Genomic DNA, 25,936 nt, shown 5'->3' with positions numbered 1-25,936 from the left:
TGACCATGTCCTACAAAGCACACCACGAACGTTCAATTAAAGACCCGGATGGATTTTGGGGTGAGCAAGCGCAGTTAATACATTGGGAAAAACCTTTTAACAAAGTTCTTAATTACGACAACCCACCATTTGCTAAATGGTTTGAGGGTGGCTCAACGAATCTTTGCTACAACGCAGTTGATCGTCACTTAAAAGATCGTCCAGATCAAATTGCCTTGGTTGCGGTTTCTACAGAAACCAATCAAGAGAAGGTATATACCTTTAAAGAGTTATACGAAGAAGTGAATCGTATGGCAGCAATTTACAAAGCAGCGGGCGTTAAAAAGGGTGATCGTGTACTCATTTACATGCCAATGATTGCTGAAGCTTGTTTTGCTATGCTTGCCTGCGCCCGCATTGGCGCCATTCACTCTGTTGTATTTGGTGGCTTTGCATCCCACAGCTTGGCATCTCGCATTGATGATGCAAAACCAAAGCTGATTGTTACTGCAGAAGCAGGTGCACGTGGTGGCAAAGCAGTTCCTTATAAGCCATTGCTTGATGAAGCTATTACTCTGGCTGAATACAAACCTGAAAAGGTTTTGATTGTGAATCGCGGTTTGACTGAATTCACCACCGTTGCTGGACGTGATTTAGATTACGCAAGCGAACGCCAAAAGCATTTAAATGATGTAGTGCCTATTGAATGGGTTGATGCAACTCATCCTTCTTATATTTTGTACACCTCCGGCACAACTGGAAAGCCTAAAGGTGTTCAGCGTGATACAGGCGGCTATGCAGTCGCTCTCGCCGCCTCGATGAAACATATTTTTACCGGCAATGCTGGTGAGACCATGTTCTGCACATCCGATATTGGTTGGGTTGTTGGTCACAGCTACATCATTTATGCGCCATTGCTATCTGGTATGGCTACGATCATGTACGAGGGCACTCCCTTGCGTCCTGATGCAGGCATTTGGTGGGAGCTAGTAGATAAGTACAAAGTGTCAGTCATGTTTTCTGCTCCAACAGCAGTTCGCGTTCTGAAGAAACAAGATCCCGCTTTCTTAACCAAGTATGACCTTTCTAAATTGCGCGCTCTGTTCCTGGCGGGTGAGCCCTTGGATGAACCAACTGCAAGTTGGATTCATGGTGCAATTAATAAGCCGATCGTGGATAACTATTGGCAGACAGAAACAGGTTGGCCAATGCTGGCAATTCAGCGTGGCGTTGAAGTCATGCCACATAAATTTGGCTCGCCAGGCGTGCCATCATTTGGTTACAACATGAAGTTGCTTGATGATGCTACTTCCGAGGAGCTGGGCCCAGATCAAAAGGGCGTCATTGCTATTGAAGGCCCATTGCCTCCTGGTTGTATGCAAACAGTTTGGGGTGATGACAAGCGCTTTGTTAGCACTTATTGGGAAACAATTCCAGGCAAATTAATTTACTCCACCTTTGACTGGGGCATTAAAGATAAGGATGGTTATTTCTTCATCTTGGGTCGTACAGATGACGTGATCAACGTAGCTGGACATCGTCTTGGTACTCGCGAAATCGAAGAAAGTATTTCTAGCCATCCGAATGTTTCAGAAGTTGCCGTGGTTGGTATTGAGGACAAATTAAAGGGGCAAGCCGCAATTGCCTTTGTGATTCCAAAAGATGCCTCCAATACTGCTACCTTAGAGGCAGAGTGTATGAAGACTGTCGATACCACCTTAGGGGCGATTGCGCGACCCGGGCGAGTTTATATAGTTACTGCGTTGCCAAAGACACGTTCAGGCAAGATTGTTCGTCGCGCACTTCAGGCTGTAGCCGAAGGGCGTGATCCTGGTGATATCAGCACGATGGATGACCAGTCTGTTTTAGCTCAAATTAAGACCATCATTGAGCAAAGCGCTAAGGCTTAAAACACCTATTTTTGGATAAATTGCCCTCCCAGCCATTAGGCTAGGGGAGCTTTTTACCTTCTAGCCCCCATTTGGCTGTATATCCAAGGGTTTACGAGCAAAAATGTTATGATTGCAAGGTTCGAAACTTAATATATACCCTAGCGCTTAAAGACACTCACCACCCGCAAAAATATCCCCGGGCTAGTCTTTTTTGGGGTTTTGAGCGTCGGATGGAGCAGGGACTGGAGATGGTTTGTCACCCTTGCTTCCTTCTTTTCCCCCAGCCGTGTTGGCCTTAGCCGACGGCACATTATTTCCCGGTTTTAGCATTGGCGCCCCTGGCGAAACTACCGGTGAAGTCGTATTCAATACCGCATTGACTGGATATCAAGAGATCATTACTGATCCCAGCTACTCACGCCAAATTGTTACCTTAACTTATCCGCATATCGGCAATGTCGGTGTAAATACTCAAGATGCGGAATCAGATCAGATTCATGCAGCAGGCTTGGTAGTGAAGGATCTTCCAAAACGCGTATCCAATTTCCGCTCAGAGGGTTCTTTGGATGACTACCTTACCAAAGCAGGTGTCTTAGGGATTGCTGGCATAGATACACGTATGCTCACCAGAATTCTGCGTGACAAAGGCGCGCAATCCGGCGCTATTGTTGCTGGCAAATTAGGCGATAGCTGTGAATCTTTGGGAGCGAAGGCTCTTGAGCTTGCTAAAGCTTTTCCTGGCATGTCAGGCCTAGATCTTGCAAAGGTAGTGACTACCAAGAAAGCCTATGAGTGGCGCGAGGCAGAATGGGATCTTCATGGGCCCAATGGCAAGCCTGCTTATAGAACATTAGATACTAGCAAGCCAATCAAAAAGGTAGTTGCTTACGACTTTGGTGTGAAACGCAATATCTTGCGCATGCTGACTGAGCGTGGCTGTGAATTAACAGTTGTGCCTGCGCAAACTAGTGCAGCAGAAGTGCTGGCCATGAATCCAGATGGCGTGTTCTTCTCAAATGGCCCTGGCGATCCTGGTCCATGCGACTACGCTATTGCTGCCGCAAAAGAAATTATTGAGAAAGGTGTGCCAACCTTTGGTATCTGTTTAGGTCATCAAATCATGGGTCTTGCAGCAGGCGCCAAGACATTAAAAATGAAATTTGGCCACCATGGCGCTAATCACCCTGTGAAAGATTTGGATACAGGTCGTGTTGCCATCACTTCTCAAAACCATGGATTTGCTGTTGATGCCAATACATTACCAAGCAATATTCGCGTAACCCACGTGTCTTTATTTGATGGGTCATTACAAGGTTTGGCATGGAATGACAAGCCAGCACTGTGTTTCCAAGGACATCCTGAGGCCTCACCAGGTCCTCATGACATTGCCTATTTATTTGATCGTTTTGTGGAGCTAATGAATGCTGCCAAGAAGGAGGGCAAATAATGCCTAAGCGTAGCGACATTAAGAGCATCCTGATTATTGGAGCTGGTCCGATTGTCATTGGACAGGCCTGTGAGTTTGACTACTCTGGAGCGCAAGCTTGTAAGGCATTGCGTGATGAGGGCTACAAAGTTATTTTGGTCAACAGTAATCCTGCAACCATCATGACTGATCCAGAGATGGCTGATGTTACATACATCGAGCCGATTACTTGGGAAGTAGTTGAGCGCATAATTGCTACTGAAAAGCCTGATGCCATTTTGCCAACCATGGGTGGTCAGACTGCACTTAACTGCGCGTTAGATCTGCACCGTCATGGTGTTTTAGAGAAATACGGCTGCGAATTGATTGGCGCTTCACCAGAAGCCATTGACAAAGCAGAAGATCGTCAAAAGTTTAAAGAGGCCATGACCAAAATTGGCTTAGGCTCTGCAAAGTCCGGCATTGCGCACTCAATGGATGAGGCTCACGAGGTTCAGCAGCAAATTCAGAAGCAAACTGGCAGCTCAGGTTTCCCGGTAGTCATTCGTCCCTCATTCACCATGGGTGGCTCGGGTGGTGGTATTGCCTATAACCGTGAAGAGTTTGAAGAAATTTGTAAACGTGGTCTCGATTTATCGCCAACACGTGAGCTCTTGATCGAAGAGTCTCTCTTGGGCTGGAAAGAATTCGAGATGGAAGTCGTGCGTGATCACAATGACAACTGCATCATCGTTTGTTCGATTGAAAACTTGGATCCAATGGGTGTGCATACCGGTGACTCAATTACCGTAGCGCCTGCGCAAACGTTGACGGATAAAGAATATCAAATCATGCGTAATGCATCGATTGCGGTTCTGAGAGAAATTGGCGTTGATACCGGTGGGTCTAACGTTCAGTTCTCAATTAATCCAGTAGATGGTCGCATGATCGTCATTGAGATGAATCCAAGGGTATCCCGTTCCTCGGCTTTAGCATCAAAGGCTACAGGCTTCCCAATTGCAAAGATTGCGGCTAAATTGGCCGTGGGTTATACCCTTGATGAACTCAAGAATGATATTACTGGCGGCGCTACACCAGCATCATTTGAGCCTTCAATCGATTACGTTGTTACCAAGATTCCACGTTTTGCATTTGAAAAGTTCCCGCAGGCTGATTCCCGCCTAACAACGCAGATGAAGTCAGTTGGCGAAGTCATGGCCATTGGCCGGACTTTCCAAGAGTCTTTCCAAAAAGCGCTCCGCGGTCTTGAGGTTGGTGTTGACGGCTTGGATGAAGTATCCACAGACCTTGATGACATCATTAATGAAATCAATGAGCCTGGTCCGGATCGCATTTGGTATTTGGCAGACGCATTCCGCATGGGTATGGGTCTTGATGAGATCTATAGTGAAACGAAAGTTGATCCTTGGTTCCTGGAGCAAATTGAAGAACTGATCACCATTGAGACTGAGCTTAAGCAGCGCAAGATCGATAGCCTAACAGCCCCAGAGTTACGCTTTGTAAAGCAAAAAGGTTTCTCCGATCGCCGCTTAGCAAAGTTACTCAAAGTTGACGCTGCATCCGTTCGTGCTGCGCGCCATCGAATGAAAGTTGTTCCAGTCTATAAGCGTGTTGATACATGTGCTGCTGAATTCTCGACTAACACTGCTTATTTGTATTCAACCTATGAAGCAGAGCATGGTGAGTGCGAGTCACAGCCGACCAATAAAGAAAAGATCATGGTTTTGGGCGGCGGCCCTAATCGAATCGGTCAAGGAATTGAGTTTGACTATTGCTGTGTGCATGCTGCTTTAGCAATGCGTGATGATGGCTACGAAACTATCATGGTTAACTGCAACCCTGAAACCGTATCGACTGACTACGACACCTCAGATCGCCTGTACTTTGAGCCTCTAACTCTTGAAGATGTATTGGAGATTGTTGCTAAAGAAAAACCAAAGGGCGTCATTGTTCAATACGGCGGTCAAACTCCTTTGAAATTGGCTTTAGATCTTGAGCGCAATGGTGTTCCAATTATCGGCACTTCACCAGATATGATTGATGCAGCAGAAGATCGCGAACGCTTCCAGAAGCTACTACAGGATCTCGGATTGCGTCAGCCACCTAACCGTACAGCGCGTACTGAAGAAGAGGCTCTCAAGCTTGCCGAGGAAATTGGTTATCCATTAGTGGTTCGTCCTTCCTATGTCTTGGGTGGTCGTGCAATGGAAATCGTTCATGATGGTCGCGACCTTGAGCGTTACATGCGTGAAGCCGTTAAGGTATCCCATGACTCTCCTGTGCTGCTAGATCGCTTCTTGAATGATGCTATCGAATGTGACGTCGATTGCATCAGTGATGGTACAGCTGTATTTATTGGTGGCGTCATGGAACATATCGAGCAAGCCGGTGTTCACTCGGGTGATTCTGCCTGCTCGTTGCCTCCATATTCGTTATCCGATGCAACGGTAGAAGAGATTAAGCGTCAGACTGCGGCGATGGCTAAAGGTCTGAATGTAGTTGGCTTAATGAACGTCCAGTTTGCGATTCAGAATGTAGATGGCAAAGACGTCATTTATGTCTTGGAAGTAAATCCGCGCGCCTCACGCACCGTACCGTTTGTATCAAAAGCCACTGGTTTGCAGCTGGCGAAGATTGCTGCACGTTGTATGGTTGGTCAGACTCTAGAGCAGCAGGGTATTAAGGCTGAAGTGAAGCCGCCATACTTCTCAGTTAAGGAGGCTGTATTTCCATTTAATAAATTCCCAGGCATTGATCCAATTCTCGGACCAGAAATGCGCTCCACTGGCGAAGTGATGGGTGTTGGCAAGACCTTTGGCGAGGCTTTATTTAAGTCACAGTTGGGCGCTGGCATCAAATTACCGAAGAGCGGAACAGTTCTTTTGACCGTCAAAGATAGCGACAAGCCAAAAGCAATTGAAGTCGCTAAGTTGTTACATCAACTGGGCTTCCCGATGGTTGCCACTAAAGGTACTGCGGCAGCAATTGAAGCGGCTGGCTTACCCGTAAAAGTAGTCAACAAAGTAAAGGATGGACGCCCCCATATTGTGGATTTCATTAAGAATGGTGAGATTTCGCTTGTCTTTACTACTGTGGATGAAACCCGGACGGCGATTGCTGACTCTAGATCGATTCGAACCAGCGCTCAGGCTAATGGTGTTACGTATTACACAACCATCAGTGCCGCACGAGCGGTGATGGATGGTTTGTTGGCCTCTGAAAATGGCCGACTCGACTCCCTCGAGGTTTATTCCTTGCAAAACTTACATCGGGAGCTCATTTAATCTAAAATTAACTTTTATACGCGCGATTTTGCGCAAGAATTTAAGTTAGGTTAGTTTCATGAGCACAATTCCGATTACTAAGCGCGGTGCAGAACTTCTCAAAGAGGAGCTGCACCGTCTTAAACATGTTGAACGTCCTTCTGTTATCAATGCCATCTCCGAGGCTCGCGCTCAAGGTGATCTCTCTGAGAATGCTGAATACGATGCTGCTAAAGAGAAGCAGGGCTTCATTGAAGGCCGCATTCAAGAATTAGAAGGCAAGTTATCGGCAGCTCAAATTATTGACCCTGCTACTTTGGATGTTGCTGGCCGCATAGTATTTGGTGCTACTGTTGATCTTGAGGATTTAGAAGATGGCACTAAGCTCACCTATCAAATCGTTGGAGATGATGAGGCGGATATTGCCGTTAAGAAAATCTCCATCAGCTCACCGATAGCTCGTGCATTAATAGGTAAAGAAGAGGGTGACGTTGTTGCTGTACAAGCCCCAGGTGGCAATCGCGAAGTTGAAATCTTGGCTGTGCGTTACGTCTAATGCGCCACATCCGCACCCAAAGAATATTTAGCCTGATATCAGGTCTTTGGGTTGGTAGTTTCATCGCCATTGGATTTCTAGTGGTGCCTGTTTTGTTCTCTAGTTTGGGAGACAGACAGGTTGCCGGTATGATTGCAGCAAATCTCTTCAAAACCACTGCCTATATCGGTGTCGCCTTAAGCGCATTTCTAATGGTGATGGCAAATCACCTAGTAAGACGGGGTGGCGACCGTTACCGCATCGTTCGTTGGATCTTATTGGGAATGCTCGCATGCACTGTTGCTGCAGCATTCATCATTATTCCTTGGATGGATTCGTTGAGGGATCAAGCGCTCTATTTAGGCTTGTCAGTTCGCGAGTCCACTAATGCCACATTATTTTCACGCCTCCATGGTGTTTCTAGTGCAATCTTTATGATTCAAGCGGCACTTGGCCTAGCCTTGGTTTGGCGGGCAACAAAAAACGCCGACTAGCGGCGTTTTTGCATTTCACTTGCTTGAATTAAGAGCCAAGTGACTTTTTCTTAGTGCTGCTCATTCTGACTTTACGCTTCTTAATCGGTGCTGGCGCAGCAACCGCTTTTCTGTAGCCGGGAGAAGACCAGCCAATTTTTGACTCAGCCGCTTCAGAGCGCAAAACACGTTTCTTAGGTGTTGCCGATTTGACTGCGGCAGCACGTGCAAAGGGGGCTGCATTTGAAGCAGAGCGACGATCCGATCTTTCAGAGGTACTCGTGCGGACACCGGCTTTTGCTGGAGCACGATTTGGCTGGCGTTTCGTACGAGGAGCCTGCAAAGATTTTTTAGTTTGCTTACTTGATCTACCTAGATTACTAAAAGCCTCATCCACCATATCTTTTGGTTTCCACAACACAAGTAACTTGCCGATATGTTGAACTGGAGCAGCATCAAGTTTGTCGCAAAGCTCTTCATACATAGCAATACGTGCCTCACGCTCATCACCAAAAACACGGATCTTGATTAATCCGTGATGATTGATGGCTAATTTAGCTTCTTTGATTACAGCAGGTGTTAAGCCATCGCCACCAATCATGACAACAGGACTTAGGTCGTGAGCGTCAGCTTTGAGGGATTTACGTTGTACAGGGGTAATAGTGAGTGCAGTCATGGTGTTGATGATAGAGCATTGAGGGTCTAAATTGCCCTTTTAGCTTGAATTTGCCTGTATTTTGATCGATTCCTTTTGCTTTAGAGCTCAGAAACTAGGAAAATAGACGGCGAAAGTAGGTAAGTTTTGGCAAAGAATAAATTTAATAAAAGTTGGTTGCAGGATCATCTATCCGATCCCTATGTGAAGATGGCTCAAAAAGAGGGCTACCGCGCTAGAGCGGTTTATAAGCTCAGTGAAATTGACGAGCAAGATCATCTTATCAAGGCAGGTATGACTATTGTGGACTTAGGGAGCGCTCCCGGGAGTTGGTCTCAGTACGTCCGCAATCGCCTCACTGAGCTTGGTAAAAGCAATCCCAAAATTGAGTCAGGCAAGCCAGATGGTCAGATTATTGCCATCGATATTTTGCCAATGGAAGATATAGCTGACGTAAGCTTTATTCAGGGTGATTTTAGGGAGGAAGAGGGGCTGGCTGCTTTAGAGGCGCTTTTACCGAAGAGTGCCGAAGGCAAAGTCGATTTAGTTCTATCGGACATGGCGCCAAATCTTTCTGGGGTTGGTGTTGCTGATGCAGCCAGAATGGCTTTTTTAGCAGAGATAGCCCTAGACTTCGCTACCGCTCATCTGAAGCCTGAAGGTGCGCTTTTAATTAAATGTTTTAACGGTAGTGGCTATAGCCAAATAGTGGAATCCTTTAAAAAGGTCTTCAAAACGGTTGCCTCCCGCAAACCTAAAGCATCTAGAGCAAAGTCTTCTGAGATCTTCCTTTTGGGTAGAAACCTTAAACCTCCTAAATAGGCTCTAAACACTGGCTAATACCCCCGTTTTTATAGGGTTTTATCAAATATATATGCCATTAGCTCTTGAAAAAGGGTGGTAGTAGAATCAAATACTTAGGAAGCAAATCGCTTTAACTCCTGGTTCACTCCAGAAAAGGACTCATTTTGAACAGCAATATGTTCCAAAAAATCGGCGTGTGGCTCATTGTGGGCTTGGTGCTTTTCACTGTTTTTAAACAGTTTGATAAGCCTAAGGACCAAACTCAGGTGACGTATTCCCAATTCATGGATGACGCTAAGGCCGGCAAAGTAAAGCGCGTAGATGTACAAGGTCGCACATTACAAGTGACGCCTGCTGACGGCACTAAATACTCCATCATCTCTCCAGGTGATATCTGGATGGTTGGTGACCTCATGAAATATGGAGTTCAAGTTACCGGCAAAGCTGATGACGAACCGAATATGTTGGTTTCTGCTTTGTACTATCTTGGCCCTACCTTATTAATTATTGGCTTTTGGTTTTTCATGATGCGCCAAATGCAAGGTGGCGGTAAGGGCGGTGCATTCTCCTTTGGCAAATCTAAAGCGCGCTTGATTGATGAGAATAGCAATACGGTTACCTTTGCCGACGTTGCAGGTTGCGATGAAGCCAAAGAGGAGGTCTTTGAGATTGTTGATTTCTTAAAAGATCCCCAAAAATTTCAAAAGCTCGGCGGTCGTATTCCGCATGGTGTGTTGCTTGTAGGGCCTCCAGGTACTGGTAAGACTCTTTTGGCTCGCGCCATCGCGGGTGAGGCTAAGGTGCCATTCTTCTCGATCTCCGGCTCTGACTTCGTGGAGATGTTTGTTGGTGTTGGTGCATCACGTGTTCGTGACATGTTTGAAAATGCCAAGAAAAATTCTCCTTGCATCATCTTTATTGATGAGATTGATGCTGTTGGTCGTCATCGCGGTGCCGGCATGGGCGGCGGCAATGATGAACGCGAACAAACACTAAATCAAATGCTGGTTGAGATGGATGGTTTCGAAAGTAATAGTGGCGTGATCGTAGTTGCTGCTACAAACCGCTCTGATGTGCTTGATAAAGCTTTGTTGCGTCCAGGACGTTTTGATCGACAAGTGCACGTAGGTTTGCCAGACATCCGTGGTCGTGAGCAAATTTTGCAAGTACATATGCGCAAGGTTCCAATCGATCCTGACGTTAATGCTGCTGTTTTGGCTCGCGGCACTCCCGGTTTCTCAGGAGCAGATTTAGCGAACTTGGTAAATGAATCTGCATTGTTTGCGGCACGTCGTAATAAACGTGCAGTAGACATGAAAGACTTTGAGGATGCTAAAGACAAGATCTATATGGGGCCTGAGCGCAAGTCTGCTGTGATGCGCGAAGAAGAGCGTCGCAACACCGCATATCACGAGTCTGGCCATGCTGTTGTAGCTAAGGTTTTACCTAAGGCCGACCCTGTTCATAAAGTCACTATCATGCCGCGAGGTATGGCGTTGGGTGTGACTTGGCAGCTACCTGAATTTGATCGTGTGAACCTGTATAAAGATCGCATGATGGAAGAGTTGGCTATTTTGTTTGGTGGTCGTGCTGCTGAAGAGGTGTTCTTGCACTCTTCAAGTACTGGCGCATCCAATGACTTTGAACGTGCTACGAAAATGGCCCGTGATATGGTGACTCGTTATGGCATGAGTGATAGCTTGGGCACCATGGTTTATGTTGATACCGAATCAGAAAGTATTTTTGGTCGCAACAGCACCAAAACAGTTTCTGAACTAACCCAACAAAAGGTAGATGCTGAAATACGTACGTTGATTGATAGTCAGTATGCTTTAGCTAGATCGATCTTGGAACAAAACCGAGATAAGGTTGAAGCGATGGTTGCAGCTTTACTGGAATGGGAAACTATTGATGCAGAGCAAATCAATGACATCATGGAAGGTCGCCCACCACGTGCACCTAAGCCACCTCCAGCAACTCAGTTTGGTAATTCCGCTGGTACTCCTGGCCCTGCTACTGGCAGCGCTCCAGCTACCGCTTAATTACACTATTTAGCTGTAGTCTTTGATGCATTATCAAAGCCTTCAAGAGATGCCCACAACTTGGCGTTGTGGGCGTTTTCTTTTTGATTTCTCCAAACGCAAGCGCCCGATTGTGATGGGCATTCTGAATGCAACGCCGGATTCTTTTTTTGATGGTGGTAAATTCAGAAGCGCTAAAGATGCTATTGCACAAGCGGAGTTAATGATCGAAAACGGGGTTGATCTCATTGATATTGGAGGGGAGTCAACTCGTCCTGGTGCTGAACCGGTTGAGCTGCAAGAAGAGTTGGATAGAGTGCTTCCGGTCATTGAGGCACTGAAGGATTGCGGTGTGCCTTTATCAATAGATACTTATAAAGCAGAAACAATGCGCCAAGCGTTGCATGCTGGCGTAGATTGTGTAAATGATATTTGGGCCCTCAGACAAGCAGGGGCTTTAGAGGTTGTGATGGAAAGTCATCACTGTGGCATTGTATTAATGCACATGCAACGCGACCCCTTAACAATGCAATTTAACCCTGGATATCAGGACGTCATTGCCGAGGTCAAGCAGTTTCTAAATGATAGAGCGAAGCTTTTAATTTCGAAAGGCATCAGCAGTGACCGTATTGCTATTGATCCGGGATTTGGTTTTGGTAAGAGCTTGGAACATAACCTCAATATGCTGACACACTTTGCTGACTTCTCGACATTAGGCTTTCCTGTATTGGCAGGAATTTCACGTAAATCGATGATTGGCAAAATTACTGGCAAAGATACTGACGAGCGACTTGCCCCAAGCATTGCCGCAGCAATTATGGCCGCCGATCGTGGTGCTCAAATTGTCCGGGTTCATGATGTTCCCGAGACTGTTGATGCTCTAAAGCTTTGGGAGGCTATAAATACTTAGTAACGCATCTAAGTTTTATAATGAAACCCATGAAAAAACAATACTTTGGCACTGATGGCATTCGAGGGGAGGTAGGCCAATTTCCTATCGTCCCTGAATTTATGACACGCCTTGGCTATGCTGCTGGCAAAGTATTAACACGCGAAGCCAAGCTGGGCGAGCGTTGCAAAATTCTTATAGGTAAAGACACGCGCGTATCAGGATATTTGTTGGAGGCTGCATTGGAGGCTGGGTTTGCAGCTGCAGGGGTGGATGTCATGCTTTGTGGCCCCATTCCAACCCCTGGCGTTGCGTACCTTACTAAGGCATTGCGTTTGTCTGCTGGCTTAGTGATTTCTGCTTCTCATAACCCTTATCAAGATAACGGTATCAAGTTTTTCTCTGCAAAAGGCGATAAGTTGTCTGATGAGTTTGAGCTTGCCATTGAATCTGAATTAGAAAAACCTATGGGTTGTGTAAATTCAAAAGAACTTGGTAAAGCCTTTCGCTTAGATGATGCTGCAGGACGCTATATTGAGTTTTGTAAATCAACATTTCCAGGTGAGTTAAATCTCAAGGGATTGAAACTTGTAGTGGATTGCGCTAATGGAGCCGCATATCACACAGCTCCCCATGTTTTTCATGAGCTAGGTGCTGAAGTGATCCCAATTGGCGTTAGCCCTGATGGTCGCAATATCAATGATGGTTGCGGAGCAACGGCACCGGCAGCTTTAATTGCTAAAGTTAAGGAAGTGAATGCAGATCTCGGTATTGCTCTAGATGGTGATGCTGATCGCCTGCAAATGGTTGATGCTTCTGGTCGTTTATTTAATGGTGATGAGCTTTTGTATGTACTTGCAAAAGATCGCTTGGATCGTGGACAGCAGATTGGTGGTGCTGTAGGCACTTTAATGACTAATCTTGCAGTTGAAAACGCTATTAAAGATCTAGGCATCGGTTTTGAGCGCGCCAATGTAGGTGATCGCTATGTTTTGGAATTACTCAAACAAAATGGTTGGATCATTGGTGGCGAAGGGTCAGGTCATCTGCTTTGCTTAGACCAGCACTCCACAGGTGACGGCACAATTGCGGCACTTCAAGTGTTAGCGGCAATGAGTCAAAACAAAAAGAGCCTTGCGCAATTATTGGATGCTGTCAAAATATTCCCGCAGGTACTTTTGAATGTGAAGTTTAAACCCGGTTACGACTGGAAGAGCGACGAAAGACTAAAAAACCAAATCACCAAGGTTGAGACTGATCTCCAAAACATTGGTAGGGTTCTGATTCGTGCATCCGGTACGGAGCCTTTATTGCGCGTTATGGTGGAGACTAAAGATGCTGATATTGCAATGAGTGCAGCCAAAAGTATTGCTGATTTGGTTCGCACTGCCTAACCCACTCAATTCGCTAAGAGCTTGGTTTACCCACTTACAACCTCATGAACTGATTTAATTTCACGAGTTGGTGATAAGCTCAAGAAAAAAGGATTATTTTATGAAGCTGCATCCATCCATTACCAATAGAGAATTTAAATTACTCATCAAGCCAAAGGGTCTTGATCGTCACGGCAGAATTTTGCTTCTTAGCGAACAAATTGTGAAGTTTTGCAAGAAAAGTAAGGTGGATTTTTTTCACCTTGATAATGCAAATACCGGGCTACGAAATATTTATTTTTACGATACTCCCGGTGAAGATTTCCGTTTAAATAATATTATTTTGCGAGTTCGAGAGTCACGACAAAACGTGTGGGTTGATGACTATGCAGAAGTCACCCTCAAGTGTCGAACCCATGACATGGAGCATGCGTCCAAATTTAATCCAGCCCCACAAAAGAAAATAAAATCCAGGGCTCGCTTTAAAGAGGAAATCTTACGTGGCGATGCCTTGGGTTCTAAACGTCAAATATTCTCAAACAATGCAATTTTGGATGCCGTTCCAATTGATAGTTTATTTGACAGATCAATTAGTGCGATTTGTGAGTATTTTCCAGGCATGGCAAATCTTTCGATAGATAAAAAAACTCCCGTACATATTGTTGGCGGTCCTACCAATAAGATTCTTGAAGCCTGCTTGCCATTAGGAAACCTGGTTTTTGGAGATGGTGTGCAAGCGCATTGTGAAATTGCCATTTGGATGAGGACTGCTGGCGACCCTATTGTAGGCGAGCTTGCCTTTTCATATCGCGTAAACGATGAAAATCGCTCACAAGCCAAGGCTCATAAGAGGGCGGATAAGTTTTTTAAAAAGCTTCAAACTGAATTGGCTGATTGGTTAGAAATTGGTAGTACAAAAACGGCATTAATCTATGGAAAGCCTGAATGAGCTCCGCAAAATTAACTGATGAAGATTTGTCAGTATGTTTACATGACCTCTTTTTCCAGTTTTTACTCATCGGCGCAGTAAGTTTTGGTGGAGGAATCATTGCTTATGAACGCATTCTTTTAATTGAAAAAAGACGCTGGCTTACTGCCGATGAATTCATGGGCTATCTTGCAATTAGCCAAACTATGCCAGGCTTAAACTCAGTGAACTTAGCGGTGTTAGCCGGAGATCATTTGCGCGGCATGTTAGGTGCTTTCGTGTCAACCATCGGCCTAATACTTCCTGGATCTCTATTTGTACTAATTATCGGTGTTGCATACACCACGAATACAGATCACCCACTAGCAAATATCATTTTGTCTGGAGTTGCAGCAGCTGCATGTGGTTTACTGGCGGCAATTACTTATCGGATCGGTGACGAGCACTGGAAGCGTCTCAAGTCACTTCTCATTATTGTGCCAACCTTTATTTTGATGAGTCTGGTAAAGCTAAGTCTACCCATCGTCCTATTAATAATGGCTCCGATAGCAATTTATATTTATCGCCCAAGAGTTAGCTCATGAACCATTTAGTTTCATTAGCACTCAGCTTTGGCTTACTGTCACTCCTGGCGGTAGGTGGCGGGACCGCTGTATTACCGGAGATGCAATCCTTACTAGCTCATCAATTTGGCATTGATCACCTGCGTTTTGTACATATTTATAGTATCGGACAAATTGCACCAGGCCCTAATATGTTGATGGTCTTGGTGATCGGATTTCAGGTTGCTGGCCTAGTAGGAGCGGGAGTTGTTCTGCTCTCATTTTTCTTGCCATCGAGTATTTTGTGCTTTTATGCTGGTCGTATTTGGAATCGCTTTGGTGAAAGCCCTTGGCGCAGAACCATCCAAAATGCTTTGGAGCCCATCTCAGTCGGACTCATGGCATCGGGTGTTTATGCCGTTGGCAAGGCTTCGATTGTTAGCTCGCTAACTGCTGGACTGGCGCTGATTACCCTCTATCTTATTTTGCGTACCAAAATTAACCCTGTCATTGTGATTCTGGGCTCGGGTTTGGTGGCAACCCTCATCACCAAGTTCCTTTAAAAAGCAGCTCGAACCCCAATCATGGCGCTGCGACCCGGTTGGGGTGCGTATAAGCGTACCGTCTCTGGCGTTGTGGCATAACGAATATCTTGATTCAATAAGTTTGTCAGACGCAGATAGCCTGTCCAAGAGATGCTGTTAATTCTTTCAGTGTATGACACGCCTGCATTGAGTAGGTTGTAGCTCGGCGTGGGGCCAATCTCAAAGCTAGCTAAGCGCGTCTGCTCAAAAGCATGGATGTAAGTAGCATTCATTTTCCATTGATTTACTTGTTGGGCAATTTCAGCCCCTAAGCGTGGGGCTGGTTGCAGGGGTAAATTACCGCCACTATTAAAAGTCCCTTGAGAGGCGTCACCAAATAGGCGAGTGCCAACGCCATTTTGCTGCCAGTTGTAGGTTAATTCTCCTTCAACCCCTTTAATGGTGGCATTTGCTTGTTGGGAGGCTACTACTGGATAGTTGGTATATCCATCACCAGAGACTGTATTTCCAGTGTAGAAGCCATAAATGTAGTTACTGAACTGATTTTGATAGATGTTGGCTTTACCTTGGATGAGTCCAATCGTTTTTTGTATACCCAATTCAATGTTGTGCGAAGTCTCTATTTGTAAATTGGAATTACCCACTATGTATGTGGCGGTAGCATCGTGTGGACCGAAAGCGTAAAGCTCGGGTGCACTTGGTGCCCTTTGTGAAACGGTGTAGGCTGCAGCTAGTCCATAGCCTTTAGTCACTTCGTAAATAGTTCCCAAAGAGTAGGAGCCCAAATTAAACTGACGGTTAATTAATGAAGGTGGGCTATAAGTAGAAATCGAGTCGGCGTAAACGCTGGCCTGATTGGGGTTCTGGGTAACATAGTTGTAGCGCAAACCAAGACTATTTTTAAAGTCACCAAAATTACCTTGCTCCACCCAAAATAGCGCATTGGAATTGGTGACTGTTTGCGGAACGATATCTGCATTGCCACTAGCGATATCGGTTGCCGTTAGTTTGGCGGTAGAGGATTGCAAGCCAACACTACCTTTCCAGCCCATCCAGGATTGATGATCTAGTACCGCGCGTAATTCTGTTGCATCATTTACCCAATTAGTTTGCGGCACGCCGTTGTTATCAAATTCATTGTGCATGTAATGGCTATTAGAGATGCTGAATTTGAAAGCGCTAAAACCATCCATAGGATCGCGGGTTTCATGCTGCAAATCATAGCGATTTTGCGATTGGTTAATAAATCCGCCATCAGCAGTAGGAACGCCATAGTCATGATTAAGGCGCAATAGTGAGACCCCGGTATAACCATGATCACCAATATAAGAAGCGCCCAGCCCTAAGTTATTCTCATTATTAAAGGAGAAGGGTAGCTTGCTAGAGTAGGGCACATTTTGCGGAACGCCGGGGCTGATTGCCCAGTTAGCATTCGGCCCACCTTGCTCTGCGTAGCCAGGGATTTGATAGTTATTGGCATTGCTAATGGCGGTATCAATATGAAAGGCAATTGGTCCGGTGGATGTATCGACTACTGCGCTGGCGGTCTTGTCTTGATTGACGGTTTCATAGCTCGTATTTACTGACCCCGTTGGCTCCCCTGGGAGGGAGGTGGCAATGCGATCATTAATCACATTGACCAAGCCGCCGCTCGAGCCAGACCCATACATCAATGCAGATGCGCCGCGTAGGATTTCAATTTGACGCGTACTTTGTAAGGGGTTGGCGGTAGCATGATCTGCCGAAATACTCGATACGTCACTCACCGATAGGCCATTTTCTAAAATCTGTACCCGCGCACCTTCGAGCCCACGAATGACTGGTCTGGAAGCGCCCGCTCCAAATCCGGTTGCAGAAACCCCCAGTTCATTGGAGAGGGTGGCGCCCAGGTTGTTACCCAGCTTATTTTGCAACTCATCGCCTGACAAAACTTTGCTCGGGCTCATAAGATTATTTTCGGAGATGGCGTTCGATTCAATCACTAAGCCGCCATTCGGATCTTCCGCTCTTGCGGAGTAAGGAAGGCTTACGCCCAAAGCGCTTAATAAAGCCAATTGATAGGGGATTCTAAATTTCATACTTCACTCTTAAAACTATTGAACTATTTCAACAGGTAAATGCACATAAATTCGCTAATAAGGCGAGGGCAATGTAATTAAAGAGTGATGCTGGGGGGAGCTCGAGATTGATAGGGTGAGGCAAGAGCCTGGAAAACCGTTACCACTAAGAGCGGGGTAAAAGTGCCTGAATAAGAAAGCACCCCGATAGAAGATTGAACATCTGGCGCAATAAAACTGGCGAGGGTTAAGGCATCAAATAAATGGCAATCGGCTGCAGCATGAGATATGCCAAAGGAAGTGCGATCGCCAGTGTTGAACTCTAAATTAACGCCCTGGAAGCCGGCATGCGAAACGCTATGTGCAAAGCCTAAATACTGGGTGCCCAAGAGGCTAAATAGCAAAAAGCCAAGAGCGATTAACGCTCGCGTTTGCTTGCTAACTTTGCCGTTAAAAAGGGTGCTCATGGGCCTGAATATTACAGGATTTGGCCCTCAGCAACATGTCGGTGTACAATATCGATTCCGTCGGAGTGTAGCGCAGCCTGGTAGCGCACCTGCTTTGGGAGCAGGGGGTCCAAGGTTCGAATCCTTGTACTCCGACCACTTTCTCAAGTTTCACCATTTAGTCCCAGTACACACATACTGCCTATAGCTCAGCTGGATAGAGCAACGCCCTTCTAAGGCGTAGGTCGCACGTTCGAATCGTGCTGGGCAGGCCACAAATCTCTTAAATTAATGTTGTCTCAGGCTGTTTCATTGGCTCGATTGTGATTAATCATGATCTAGCTTGGCTAGCGTATGAGCTCACCTTTGGTAGGGCGTAAGTTGATCCAGTTGACTATCAGCAACTCAGTCGAAATTTTTGACCCTGATGATCGGGTGTCGGTTTGACCCGACTGCAGTGTGTCCGGTTACGTGACGGTCAGGTGGCTCTTATCAAAGGTTATGCGGACATTGAAAAATCGGAAATAGGGCAGATTGGGTGGCAGAGAACGGCCAATAGCGGCCGATGGAGCAGAGTATTGAAAATCCTTATGTCGGTGTTCGATTCCGCCCCGGGCCACCAAGAAACACCTAAACCACCTCTGGGCGCTTTACTCGTTTGAGTGTTTGCTATGGGTCGTTTTGAGCTTGCCATCGGTAAGTAAGGCGAGGGTCTGCTTTGTGATCAGCAACAGCCTATCAAGACCCTGACGATCGAGTGTCGGTTCAGCCCGACTCGGGGGTGTCCGGTTACGTGACGGTCGGGTGGCTCTTAAGGCGGGTATTTGTTGTAATGCGAACGCTCAAAACTGGGTAATTGGCGGTGCTTGGGTGCCTCATAAATTTTTGAGCACCAGCTTTTTAATTTATCCACTACTTTTTTATTCCATCGAGCTATGAATTGCCCTGACAAAATCTGACTGTGTGATCATGCCTGCTAATTTCTGGTGTTCGTCAATAACTGGAAGGTGATGATGGCCATCGCCTTCAAATATCGTAACTAAATCGAGAAGATTGCGATTCGTGCTGATAACTCGAACAGTTTTTTGCATAACTTGCCCAACAGCATTTGGGTAGGCGTCAGATAGCTTGACTGAGGCCCTGCTAAAACTCTGGCGCATAAAACCTTGTAGGCGCTGCCCAAAAGTTTTATCAAAATCAACTGCTGCATATTTTAAAAAATGTTCTAAGGTGATAATTCCAACTATTCGATCATTTCTATCAACCACTGGTAGTGATTTAATGTGATTTTTTCTTATCCTTATCCAAGCCTCCTCCAGAGGGGTTGCCATTTCAACGGAGATGACTGGAGAGCTCATGATGGCGGAACAAGTAATGGACTTTAACTTTTGTTGGTATGCATGTAATTCAACATCGCGAATAATATTTGCTAAGTCCCCTGGATTGATGTCAATGAATTCTTTGTATTTCGCTAGCACTTGAGCGATGGCATTCTTATCCTCAATTAAGCTCATTGTTTCAGCGGATGGGGATTTGCTGGATATGTTGCCAGGAGATTTTTCCGTATGGGGGTATTGTTTTCCTGTGATACGGTTATAAAAGATGCCGGCTAGTACAAGCAATAGGGAATCCATCAGCACTGGAAATAAAGCAAACCTATAGGTAACGATATGTCCTAGTATCGCGCTAAGTGCTGTAGCTGCCGCAGGAGCATGTAAGCACTTGAAAAAAAGCATGCCTAAAATAGATACGCCAATCGCTATCGGCATACCAAGTCTAGGGTCAGGTATCAGGATTGCGCAGGTAACGCCTACAAGTGCAGAAACTATATTCCCGCCAATGACTGCTTTTGGTTGCGCCATTGGACTGGATGGAAGAACGAAAACAAGTAGTGCGCTTGCCCCCAAGGAGGCCATTGCCCATTCATTAATTTCGGTGTATTCGCTTGCAAATTTGGCTATAAAGGCAACGAACCCACCGCCAACGATTCCGCCAATAGCAGAGCGGAAATGTTCAGACCACGGAACATGTGGGTTTTTATTTTGCGCCATTTGTTTCAAAATTTGCTTAAAGCTCATCATCAACTCCAAAAAATTAAATAAGTAGGCTTCATCAATATTGGTGAAAATTACTGGTTAGTACTTTTTTTGACCAACCTGGACTCGCTTATTTTAAAAGCAATTGCCAATTTCAACATACCCATGATGTCTTGGTTGGGCGCCTACTTTTATGGGCAGCATGTTTACCTATGAGATTACTTTTAATTATTTCCCCATTAAGCGATCATTTTGGGTTAATAAATTCTCACCAATCATTTCCACTCGTGAAAATCATTTTTCGTCTAAGTCAGCTTTAATATGAGAGCTAATAACCGTTCTAAATAGTTGCTTCCAGTCCTCTAGCAGCTCTGCATTAAAAGCGGCAGAAAAATGCTTCCCGACAGGATCATATCGGTAGGATTTCTGTGGTTGTCCACCCAATGCTACCCACCAAAAATGAGCAATCCTATCTTTGTGGTTTGGCCAATCATCTACGGATGAGAATGGTTTAGCCAAGGTTGGATGTGTTTGAACAAGGCTGTAGAAGACATCAACAACTCTATCTATTGATATTTTTCCGATTTGATCGGCAAGGGTAACCTGATTGCTCGGTTTATTTATGACGATGGAGATTATTTGTTTGCACCCTCTAACTCAAGTATTCTTTTCCGTAAATTTCGTTCATCAGAAAATCGAGCGGTGTCATCTCGAATGACGGCTGCCACGCCAACTGTTTTCTTCTCAGCATCAAAAATCATTGATACCGTAAATGCAATCGATAAAGGGCGTCCAGATTTATGTGTAGCTGGCACAGCAAGCAATTTATCTCCATAGCTGGTAGTTCTCGTTTCCATGGAGTGGTTATATCCATCGTTATGACGTTTCCGTAGCCGTTCTGGAATGATGAGATCCAAGCTTTGACCAAGAGCCTCGGATTGCGTAAACCCAAATATACGCTCGGCTGCTGGGTTCCAGTATACAATCGTGCCTTGAGCATCAGAAATGACCATGCCATCGCCAAGAGAATGCACTAATTCTTTGAAATTGATATGTAGGTCCATTTGACCAATATCCTTCGCTTAGTTGATTAAATAGCTTTTTTGGGTGATAAGTGGCGAGTAACCTCGCTTGCTTCTTTTAATCTTTGTGAATGAGCCGACAAGAGATCACTCCGGGTAATAATTCCAAGCATGCAATTTGAGTCGGTATCTTTTGTAACAATTATCCTGCCTGTATCATGTTTTAGCATCTGATCAGCAACCTCTCTTGCGGTATGGCTTTCTGGAATTGTTAGTGGGCTTCGAGCAATCAAATCGCCAATAGAGGCGTCTGGAGGGATCGCTGATTTCATTAAGTCTTTGCGGGTTACGACACCAACGACATCATTGCTCTTATTTAACACTGGATACCCTTGGTGTTGTGCTTCTGTAGATTCTTGCGCTAGCCAGGTCCGCACTTCGCCAACCAATTGAGAGCTTTGCAAAGAAATAACATCTTGACTGCTGATTTCTCCAGCTGTAATTCGCTCAAGGTAGTCTGCGCTATATTCGGACGGCACTCTAACACCGCGCCGAATCAATTTTTCGCTCATGATAGTATTTCGCATTATTAACGCCGATACAAGATACGCAGCCGTACAGCCTCCAAGCAAAGGAAGTAAGCCATGGGGCTGCAAAGTAGTTTCAAATGCAAATACAACGGATGCAAGTAGAGCGCGAGAGGCGCCGGCAAATAGGGCCGCCATTCCAACCAAAGCGGCGATGCGAGGATCTAAATTAAGCCAAGGTAGCCAATGGACAATGGCTAAGCCATAGATTGCACCCAAGGCACTTCCAATTGTAAAGAGGGGTGCTAGTGTACCGCCGGATGTCCCGCTTCCCAGGGCAATAGACCAAGAAATCAATTTTAGAAAACAGAGGGTAATTAGTGCATCTATTGCTAATTGCCCATTAAGTATGGAGGCAATATTTTCATAGCCAACACCAAGCGTATGGGGATTAATATAGCCAATAATGCCAACTGCAAGACCGCCTAATGCGGGCCACCACATCCAGTGGATAGGTAGTTTCTCGAAAATATCTTCAATGCTGTAAATGGATTTACTAATCCAAATACTAATCAAGCCAATTAAGCCACCCAGAATGGTGTACGCAATAATTGCCCCAATACCAGGGATGGCAAAATTGGACATGGCAAATATTGCACCATCACCTTCCAGTTGGTAGCGGATACTAGTTGCGGTTACTGTGGCCAATGCAACTGGTACAAGTGAGCGAGCGCGGCGCTCAAAGAGAAGTAACTCTATTGCTAGCAGCACTGCAGAAACGGGCGCTGCAAATATTGCAGCCATTCCTGCTGCTGCACCAGCAGCTAACAATACCTTGCGCTCATCAGCTGTAACGTGAATTAGTTGACCCAATACAGACCCTAGCGCTCCACCTGTGGCAATAATCGGGCCTTCTGCGCCAAATGGACCACCAGTGCCAATTGCAATGGCGGAAGAGAGTGGTTTAAGCCAAGTAATGCGGGCGGGAATTCGGCTTTCATTGCGTAGAACTTGTTCCATCGCTTCAGGGATGCCGTGACCGCGAATAGCTTTAGAGCCCCACCTTGCCATACCGCCAACAATTAACCCTCCAATCATTGGTATGGGAATCACCCATAACCCTAGATGATTGGCTGCGGGACTAATAAATGATGTGCTGAGTCGCCCATAAAAAGTGATATTAGTTATTAATCCAATTAATTCAATAAGAGCATGCGCTGTAAATGCCGACACAACCCCCAAAACGATACACAAACCGCTAATCCACAGTATTCGTTGATTCAATAATTTTGGTTGATTTCGCACTCTTGCCCCTTAAGATTCTTTCAATTATATCATAATATGATGTAATAATTTAGGGGCGAGATAGGCTATTCTTAAACTATGAAAAAATTTAAGTATGAAGCGCTATCAGAGTTTCGCTATCAGTTAAGAAGGTTTCTTCATTTCAGCGAAGAGGCTGTTAAATCGGAGGGTTTAACCCCTCTACAGTACTTATTACTTTTGCACGTTAGAGGTTTTCCTGGGCGTGACTGGGCAACGGTGGGGGAGATTGCCGAAAGGTTGCAGATTAAGCATCACGGCACCGTTGCCTTGCTTACAAGATGCGAGGGCCTTAAATTGGTAGAGCGAAGAAAGAGTGACGTAGACCGCCGCCAAGTAGAGGTGCATCTACTGCCCGAGGGTGAACATCGACTTAAGCGTTTAGTATCATTGCACGAGGCTGAATTAGGTTCTTTGAAGAATGTTTTTCAGGTAGCGCAAATTACAGCCTTCAATAATGAGGATGGATGACATCAGGAAACCTCGAGCGTTTCATTTAACTCTTTTGATTGTTTTCCATTAAGGCTATGGCCGCTTATGGGTCGATCTCTGCCTGCAATACTCAATTTAGGTGAAGGTCTGCTGTGTGATAAGCAACAGTCCATCACAGCCCTGATCCCGAAGTGTCAGGTATAACGGACCGTAAATAATTCAGGTCGCCCAAACGTAAATCTGAAATTAAGCTAACAAGTGTCGTGTTTCGAGACACTTGTAATGAATAATTTATCCCTGTTATTTTCCACCGCCACCACTGATGAAGAGCCCGTCAAACTCCTTGATGGCGCCGTCACTCTCTATAAGAGACCTAATAGTCACCAATGGCAATGCCGTTTTAAGCTGTCTACTGGCTCTTGGCATTCCGCCAGTACTGGATCTGATCAAGTAGCTGAAGCCACCACCCAAGCAATTGCCATATATGAAACCGTTAAGGTCAAGCTAGCCAGCGATCTAGCCATTAAGACACGAACCTTTCGCCAGCTAGCCGCGCAAGAACTAGCTGCTGCTGCGCGAGTGGTCCAAGCCAATCCTAATAAACGTACTCATGCGGACTATATTCATATCTATACCAAGTACTTGATTCCATTCTTTGGCAATTACCAAATTAATGAGATTACCCAAGAGCTAGTAGATGACTATGTGGCCTGGCGCACATCCAAGATGGGTAAGAATCCCAAGACCTATACCCAAAGGCGCCATGCGGGGCTTTATAAGCGAGTAATTGAAAGGGCAAGGGAGCAAGGTCTAATCCATCGACATCGACCCATTCCATTATTAGATGTCGCTGCCGATAGGGCAGAAATCAGGCCAGCCTTTAATCAACAAGAAGTCAATTACCTATTGGAATACATGCGGGACTGGGAGCGTTTTGGCCGCAATCAACGCAGTAACCATATGAGAAGGTTGTGCCGTGTGTATGTGGAGTTCTTGTTAGGAACAGGCATTAGACAAGGAACGGAGAGTATGCCAATTCGCTGGAAGGCCCTGCAGTGGCATTGGATTGGGGAGCAGCGTTACCTAAGAATTTGGGTATCAGGCAAAACGGGGCCTAGATACCTAATAGCAAGGCATTTTGTGATTGAGGCTTTAGAGCGCTTAATTGCTTGGCAAAAGCTACCTTATAAGAACCTAGAGGCTGTGATTGAGGCCAAATTGGATAAGAAAGTATTTGTATTTCCAGAAGGGGATGCTCCGCATAGTCTAGATGATGTCTTTGAGCGGCTAATGATTGAATCTAATTTATTAAAGGATGCTACTGGTAAAAACAGAACCCTGTATAGCCTACGCCATACTTATGCAACCTTTGCTCTAGCTGAAGGTATTGATATACATACCTTAGCTAGGCAAATGGGTACTTCGACTTTAATGATTGAAAAACATTACTCAAAGCTCACTCCTATGATGGCGGCCGCCAAGTTAGCTTAAGCTGCCATGAGCGGGTTAATTGGCTCAGGCGTTGGTACTTCTACAATTACTCCACCAGGATTGCTTGGAGGATTGCGTACCGATCTAACAAAGTCTTCAAGACGCTCCAATAACTTACGATTGCTAGAACTCACCTGCAATTGCGCTGATAGGACTTTGAGTAGCTGATCGTCGGACAGGGCAATGCCTTCTTGCTGCAAGATCCACTGCGCTCTGGGTAACCAGTCTTTTGCTGTTACTGGAGGTACTACCAGGCAGCTGCTACGATCGCGTAAGGCAATATCCACTTGGTCAATGTAGTTCGTTGTAAAGATGAACTGGGTATGACTGATCATGTCATCAACAATATCCCTAAAGGCAATGGCTGCTTTTTGGGTGAAGTTGATTTCATTAGAAACAATGTAACTACGCTTTTGATCATTGGTGGTGAAGAGTTTGTAAAACATCGGCGGACCACCAAAGACCTCGGTGACATCGCTAAAGGATCCAAATTCCACTGCCTTTAGGCGGGTGATTTCAGCAGGCCTTCCTTCAATGGCATCGGGTAATAGATTGGCGATGGTGGTTTTGCCAGTGCCAACCCCGCCATGAAGTATTAAAGGCTTTAAGTCTCGCCCATTAATGTATTCAGCTAGCTTGTTTTTGAGAGTAATGCTACCTAGAACAACTTCATCGAGAGTCTTAGGTGCATATTTGAGTGCGAAGCTCATGGTATTTCCTTTCTAATTGGGTAAAAGCAGAGGCGGGTGATCAGTCCTAAACCTCTGTCAAATAATGAACAATGGCTTATGCCATCTCTTTGAAGTAGGCTTGGTTAGAGGTGATTATTTATCGGCCATTAAGTTGCTGGACTTTGCATGCAATATGCTCAAGAATTTTCATTCTGAATGATACAGAATTGCTTTAGTTTTAAATCGGGCACAAGCTTACAAATGGGCTGGAGACTCTAATAAGTGCAATGAAATATTAAGCCAATATGATTGGTCTGCACTCATTGATTCGTTTCAGCTTGGGAATGCAGTATTAAAAGGAGATTGGTTATCTAGCGCTTCCTTAATGCGCAATATTGGTTCGAATGGGTCAGTCAAGAAAAGAGATTACGAGGACTGGCCAATATTCCGCGAATTCAGATCAACACCAGAGTTTTTGGAGGTTTATCAAGAAGTCTTTTCCGAGCCATTTGCAATTGAGATTTCTGAAATTCAGCCGATTTAACGCGATTGATCGCAATTACTTAAATTCAAATTAATGGAATATCTAGGACGCTCACGGTCAGC

Annotated in this window: 22 protein-coding genes and 2 tRNA genes; 17 read left to right on the top strand and 7 right to left on the bottom strand. The window is 45.4% G+C overall.

What is annotated here, in order from left to right; translation table 11 throughout:
• Positions 1-5: 5 nt before the first annotated feature.
• The 5 genes from ICN40_RS02145 to ICN40_RS02125 all read left to right on the top strand — a co-directional run bounded on the left by ICN40_RS02145 (position 6) and on the right by ICN40_RS02125 (position 7,589).
• Positions 6-1,889, top strand: a complete 1,884-nt coding sequence (locus ICN40_RS02145; RefSeq protein ID WP_216241791.1) for a propionate--CoA ligase — start codon at positions 6-8, stop codon at positions 1,887-1,889.
• A 244-nt stretch (positions 1,890-2,133) separates the two neighbouring features.
• On the top strand, positions 2,134-3,318 hold the full coding sequence (gene carA, locus ICN40_RS02140) for a glutamine-hydrolyzing carbamoyl-phosphate synthase small subunit (RefSeq protein ID WP_216241788.1): 1,185 nt from the start codon (positions 2,134-2,136) through the stop codon (positions 3,316-3,318).
• The gene (gene carB / locus ICN40_RS02135; RefSeq protein WP_216241787.1) at positions 3,318-6,581 is read left to right on the top strand and encodes a carbamoyl-phosphate synthase large subunit; all 3,264 of its coding nucleotides are present in this window, start codon (positions 3,318-3,320) and stop codon (positions 6,579-6,581) included. The genes carA and carB overlap by 1 nt, the downstream gene beginning before the upstream one ends.
• A 58-nt stretch (positions 6,582-6,639) precedes the next feature.
• Positions 6,640-7,116: a transcription elongation factor GreA gene (gene greA / locus ICN40_RS02130; RefSeq protein ID WP_072582463.1), complete on the top strand. Its 477-nt coding sequence runs from the start codon at positions 6,640-6,642 to the stop codon at positions 7,114-7,116.
• Positions 7,116-7,589, top strand: coding sequence for a DUF4149 domain-containing protein (locus tag ICN40_RS02125; RefSeq protein WP_216241786.1), 474 nt, complete (start codon positions 7,116-7,118; stop codon positions 7,587-7,589). Before greA ends, ICN40_RS02125 begins: the two co-directional genes overlap by 1 nt.
• Positions 7,590-7,617: 28 nt before the next feature.
• Here the strand turns inward: ICN40_RS02125 and ICN40_RS02120 are convergent, their stop codons facing one another.
• Positions 7,618-8,244: a YhbY family RNA-binding protein gene (locus ICN40_RS02120; RefSeq protein ID WP_216241784.1), complete on the bottom strand. Its 627-nt coding sequence runs from the start codon at positions 8,242-8,244 to the stop codon at positions 7,618-7,620.
• A gap of 126 nt (positions 8,245-8,370) precedes the next feature.
• Here ICN40_RS02120 and ICN40_RS02115 point away from each other — a divergent pair, with 126 nt between their 5' ends.
• The 7 genes from ICN40_RS02115 (at position 8,371) to ICN40_RS02085 (ending at position 15,343) form a co-directional block, all read left to right on the top strand.
• Positions 8,371-9,045, top strand: coding sequence for an RlmE family RNA methyltransferase (locus tag ICN40_RS02115; protein WP_072582460.1), 675 nt, complete (start codon positions 8,371-8,373; stop codon positions 9,043-9,045).
• 146 nt (positions 9,046-9,191) lie between these two features.
• Positions 9,192-11,069, top strand: coding sequence for an ATP-dependent zinc metalloprotease FtsH (ftsH, locus tag ICN40_RS02110; protein ID WP_215356826.1), 1,878 nt, complete (start codon positions 9,192-9,194; stop codon positions 11,067-11,069).
• 49 nt (positions 11,070-11,118) lie between these two features.
• Entirely contained in the window at positions 11,119-11,958 is an 840-nt protein-coding gene (gene folP, locus ICN40_RS02105) for a dihydropteroate synthase (RefSeq protein ID WP_216241782.1), read from the top strand.
• Positions 11,959-11,987: 29 nt separating this feature from the next.
• Positions 11,988-13,331 (top strand): phosphoglucosamine mutase, encoded by a 1,344-nt coding sequence (gene glmM, locus ICN40_RS02100; protein WP_216241780.1) that lies wholly within the window; start codon positions 11,988-11,990, stop codon positions 13,329-13,331.
• A 67-nt stretch (positions 13,332-13,398) separates the two neighbouring features.
• Positions 13,399-14,259, top strand: a complete 861-nt coding sequence (locus ICN40_RS02095; RefSeq protein WP_216241778.1) for a hypothetical protein — start codon at positions 13,399-13,401, stop codon at positions 14,257-14,259.
• Positions 14,256-14,822, top strand: a complete 567-nt coding sequence (locus ICN40_RS02090; RefSeq protein WP_216241776.1) for a chromate transporter — start codon at positions 14,256-14,258, stop codon at positions 14,820-14,822. The genes ICN40_RS02095 and ICN40_RS02090 overlap by 4 nt, the downstream gene beginning before the upstream one ends.
• Entirely contained in the window at positions 14,819-15,343 is a 525-nt protein-coding gene (locus ICN40_RS02085) for a chromate transporter (RefSeq protein ID WP_216155941.1), read from the top strand. Before ICN40_RS02090 ends, ICN40_RS02085 begins: the two co-directional genes overlap by 4 nt.
• Here ICN40_RS02085 and ICN40_RS02080 read toward each other — a convergent pair.
• Both ICN40_RS02080 and ICN40_RS02075 read right to left on the bottom strand, forming a co-directional pair.
• Positions 15,340-17,403 (bottom strand): TonB-dependent receptor, encoded by a 2,064-nt coding sequence (locus ICN40_RS02080; protein WP_215271597.1) that lies wholly within the window; start codon positions 17,401-17,403, stop codon positions 15,340-15,342. The two genes, ICN40_RS02085 and ICN40_RS02080, sit on opposite strands and share 4 nt — an antisense overlap.
• 77 nt (positions 17,404-17,480) lie before the next feature.
• Positions 17,481-17,849, bottom strand: coding sequence for a hypothetical protein (locus ICN40_RS02075; protein WP_215271596.1), 369 nt, complete (start codon positions 17,847-17,849; stop codon positions 17,481-17,483).
• 61 nt (positions 17,850-17,910) lie between these two features.
• Here ICN40_RS02075 and ICN40_RS02070 point away from each other — a divergent pair.
• A tRNA-Pro gene (locus ICN40_RS02070) sits at positions 17,911-17,987 on the top strand.
• Between the two features lie 39 nt (positions 17,988-18,026).
• Positions 18,027-18,103: transfer RNA gene (locus ICN40_RS02065), tRNA-Arg, on the top strand.
• A gap of 645 nt (positions 18,104-18,748) precedes the next feature.
• Here the strand turns inward: ICN40_RS02065 and ICN40_RS02060 are convergent.
• The 3 genes from ICN40_RS02060 to ICN40_RS02050 all read right to left on the bottom strand — a co-directional run bounded on the left by ICN40_RS02060 (position 18,749) and on the right by ICN40_RS02050 (position 22,718).
• Positions 18,749-19,909: an HPP family protein gene (locus ICN40_RS02060; RefSeq protein ID WP_216241774.1), complete on the bottom strand. Its 1,161-nt coding sequence runs from the start codon at positions 19,907-19,909 to the stop codon at positions 18,749-18,751.
• Positions 19,910-20,499: 590 nt separating this feature from the next.
• A complete protein-coding gene (locus ICN40_RS02055) occupies positions 20,500-20,928 on the bottom strand; it encodes a PAS domain-containing protein (protein ID WP_076023102.1) in 429 nt (142 codons plus the stop codon).
• 26 nt (positions 20,929-20,954) lie between these two features.
• Positions 20,955-22,718, bottom strand: a complete 1,764-nt coding sequence (locus ICN40_RS02050; RefSeq protein ID WP_216241773.1) for a chloride channel protein — start codon at positions 22,716-22,718, stop codon at positions 20,955-20,957.
• A 78-nt stretch (positions 22,719-22,796) separates the two neighbouring features.
• Here ICN40_RS02050 and ICN40_RS02045 point away from each other — a divergent pair, with 78 nt between their 5' ends.
• Both ICN40_RS02045 and ICN40_RS02040 read left to right on the top strand, forming a co-directional pair.
• Positions 22,797-23,207, top strand: a complete 411-nt coding sequence (locus ICN40_RS02045) for a MarR family winged helix-turn-helix transcriptional regulator (protein ID WP_076023104.1) — start codon at positions 22,797-22,799, stop codon at positions 23,205-23,207.
• Between the two features lie 243 nt (positions 23,208-23,450).
• Positions 23,451-24,659 (top strand): tyrosine-type recombinase/integrase, encoded by a 1,209-nt coding sequence (locus ICN40_RS02040; RefSeq protein ID WP_216241771.1) that lies wholly within the window; start codon positions 23,451-23,453, stop codon positions 24,657-24,659.
• Here the strand turns inward: ICN40_RS02040 and ICN40_RS02035 are convergent.
• Positions 24,656-25,369, bottom strand: a complete 714-nt coding sequence (locus ICN40_RS02035) for a hypothetical protein (protein WP_216241768.1) — start codon at positions 25,367-25,369, stop codon at positions 24,656-24,658. The two genes, ICN40_RS02040 and ICN40_RS02035, sit on opposite strands and share 4 nt — an antisense overlap.
• A gap of 346 nt (positions 25,370-25,715) precedes the next feature.
• On the opposite strand from ICN40_RS02035, the gene ICN40_RS02030 reads away from it, so the two are divergent.
• The gene (locus tag ICN40_RS02030) at positions 25,716-25,874 is read left to right on the top strand and encodes a hypothetical protein (protein WP_216241766.1); all 159 of its coding nucleotides are present in this window, start codon (positions 25,716-25,718) and stop codon (positions 25,872-25,874) included.
• The last annotated feature ends 62 nt before the right edge of the window (positions 25,875-25,936 follow it).

This window comes from Polynucleobacter sp. Fuers-14 (assembly GCF_018882045.1).
Taxonomy (GTDB): domain Bacteria; phylum Pseudomonadota; class Gammaproteobacteria; order Burkholderiales; family Burkholderiaceae; genus Polynucleobacter.
Note: the sequence above shows the minus strand (reverse complement) of the source record. Positions and strands in the feature narration are given on the sequence as shown.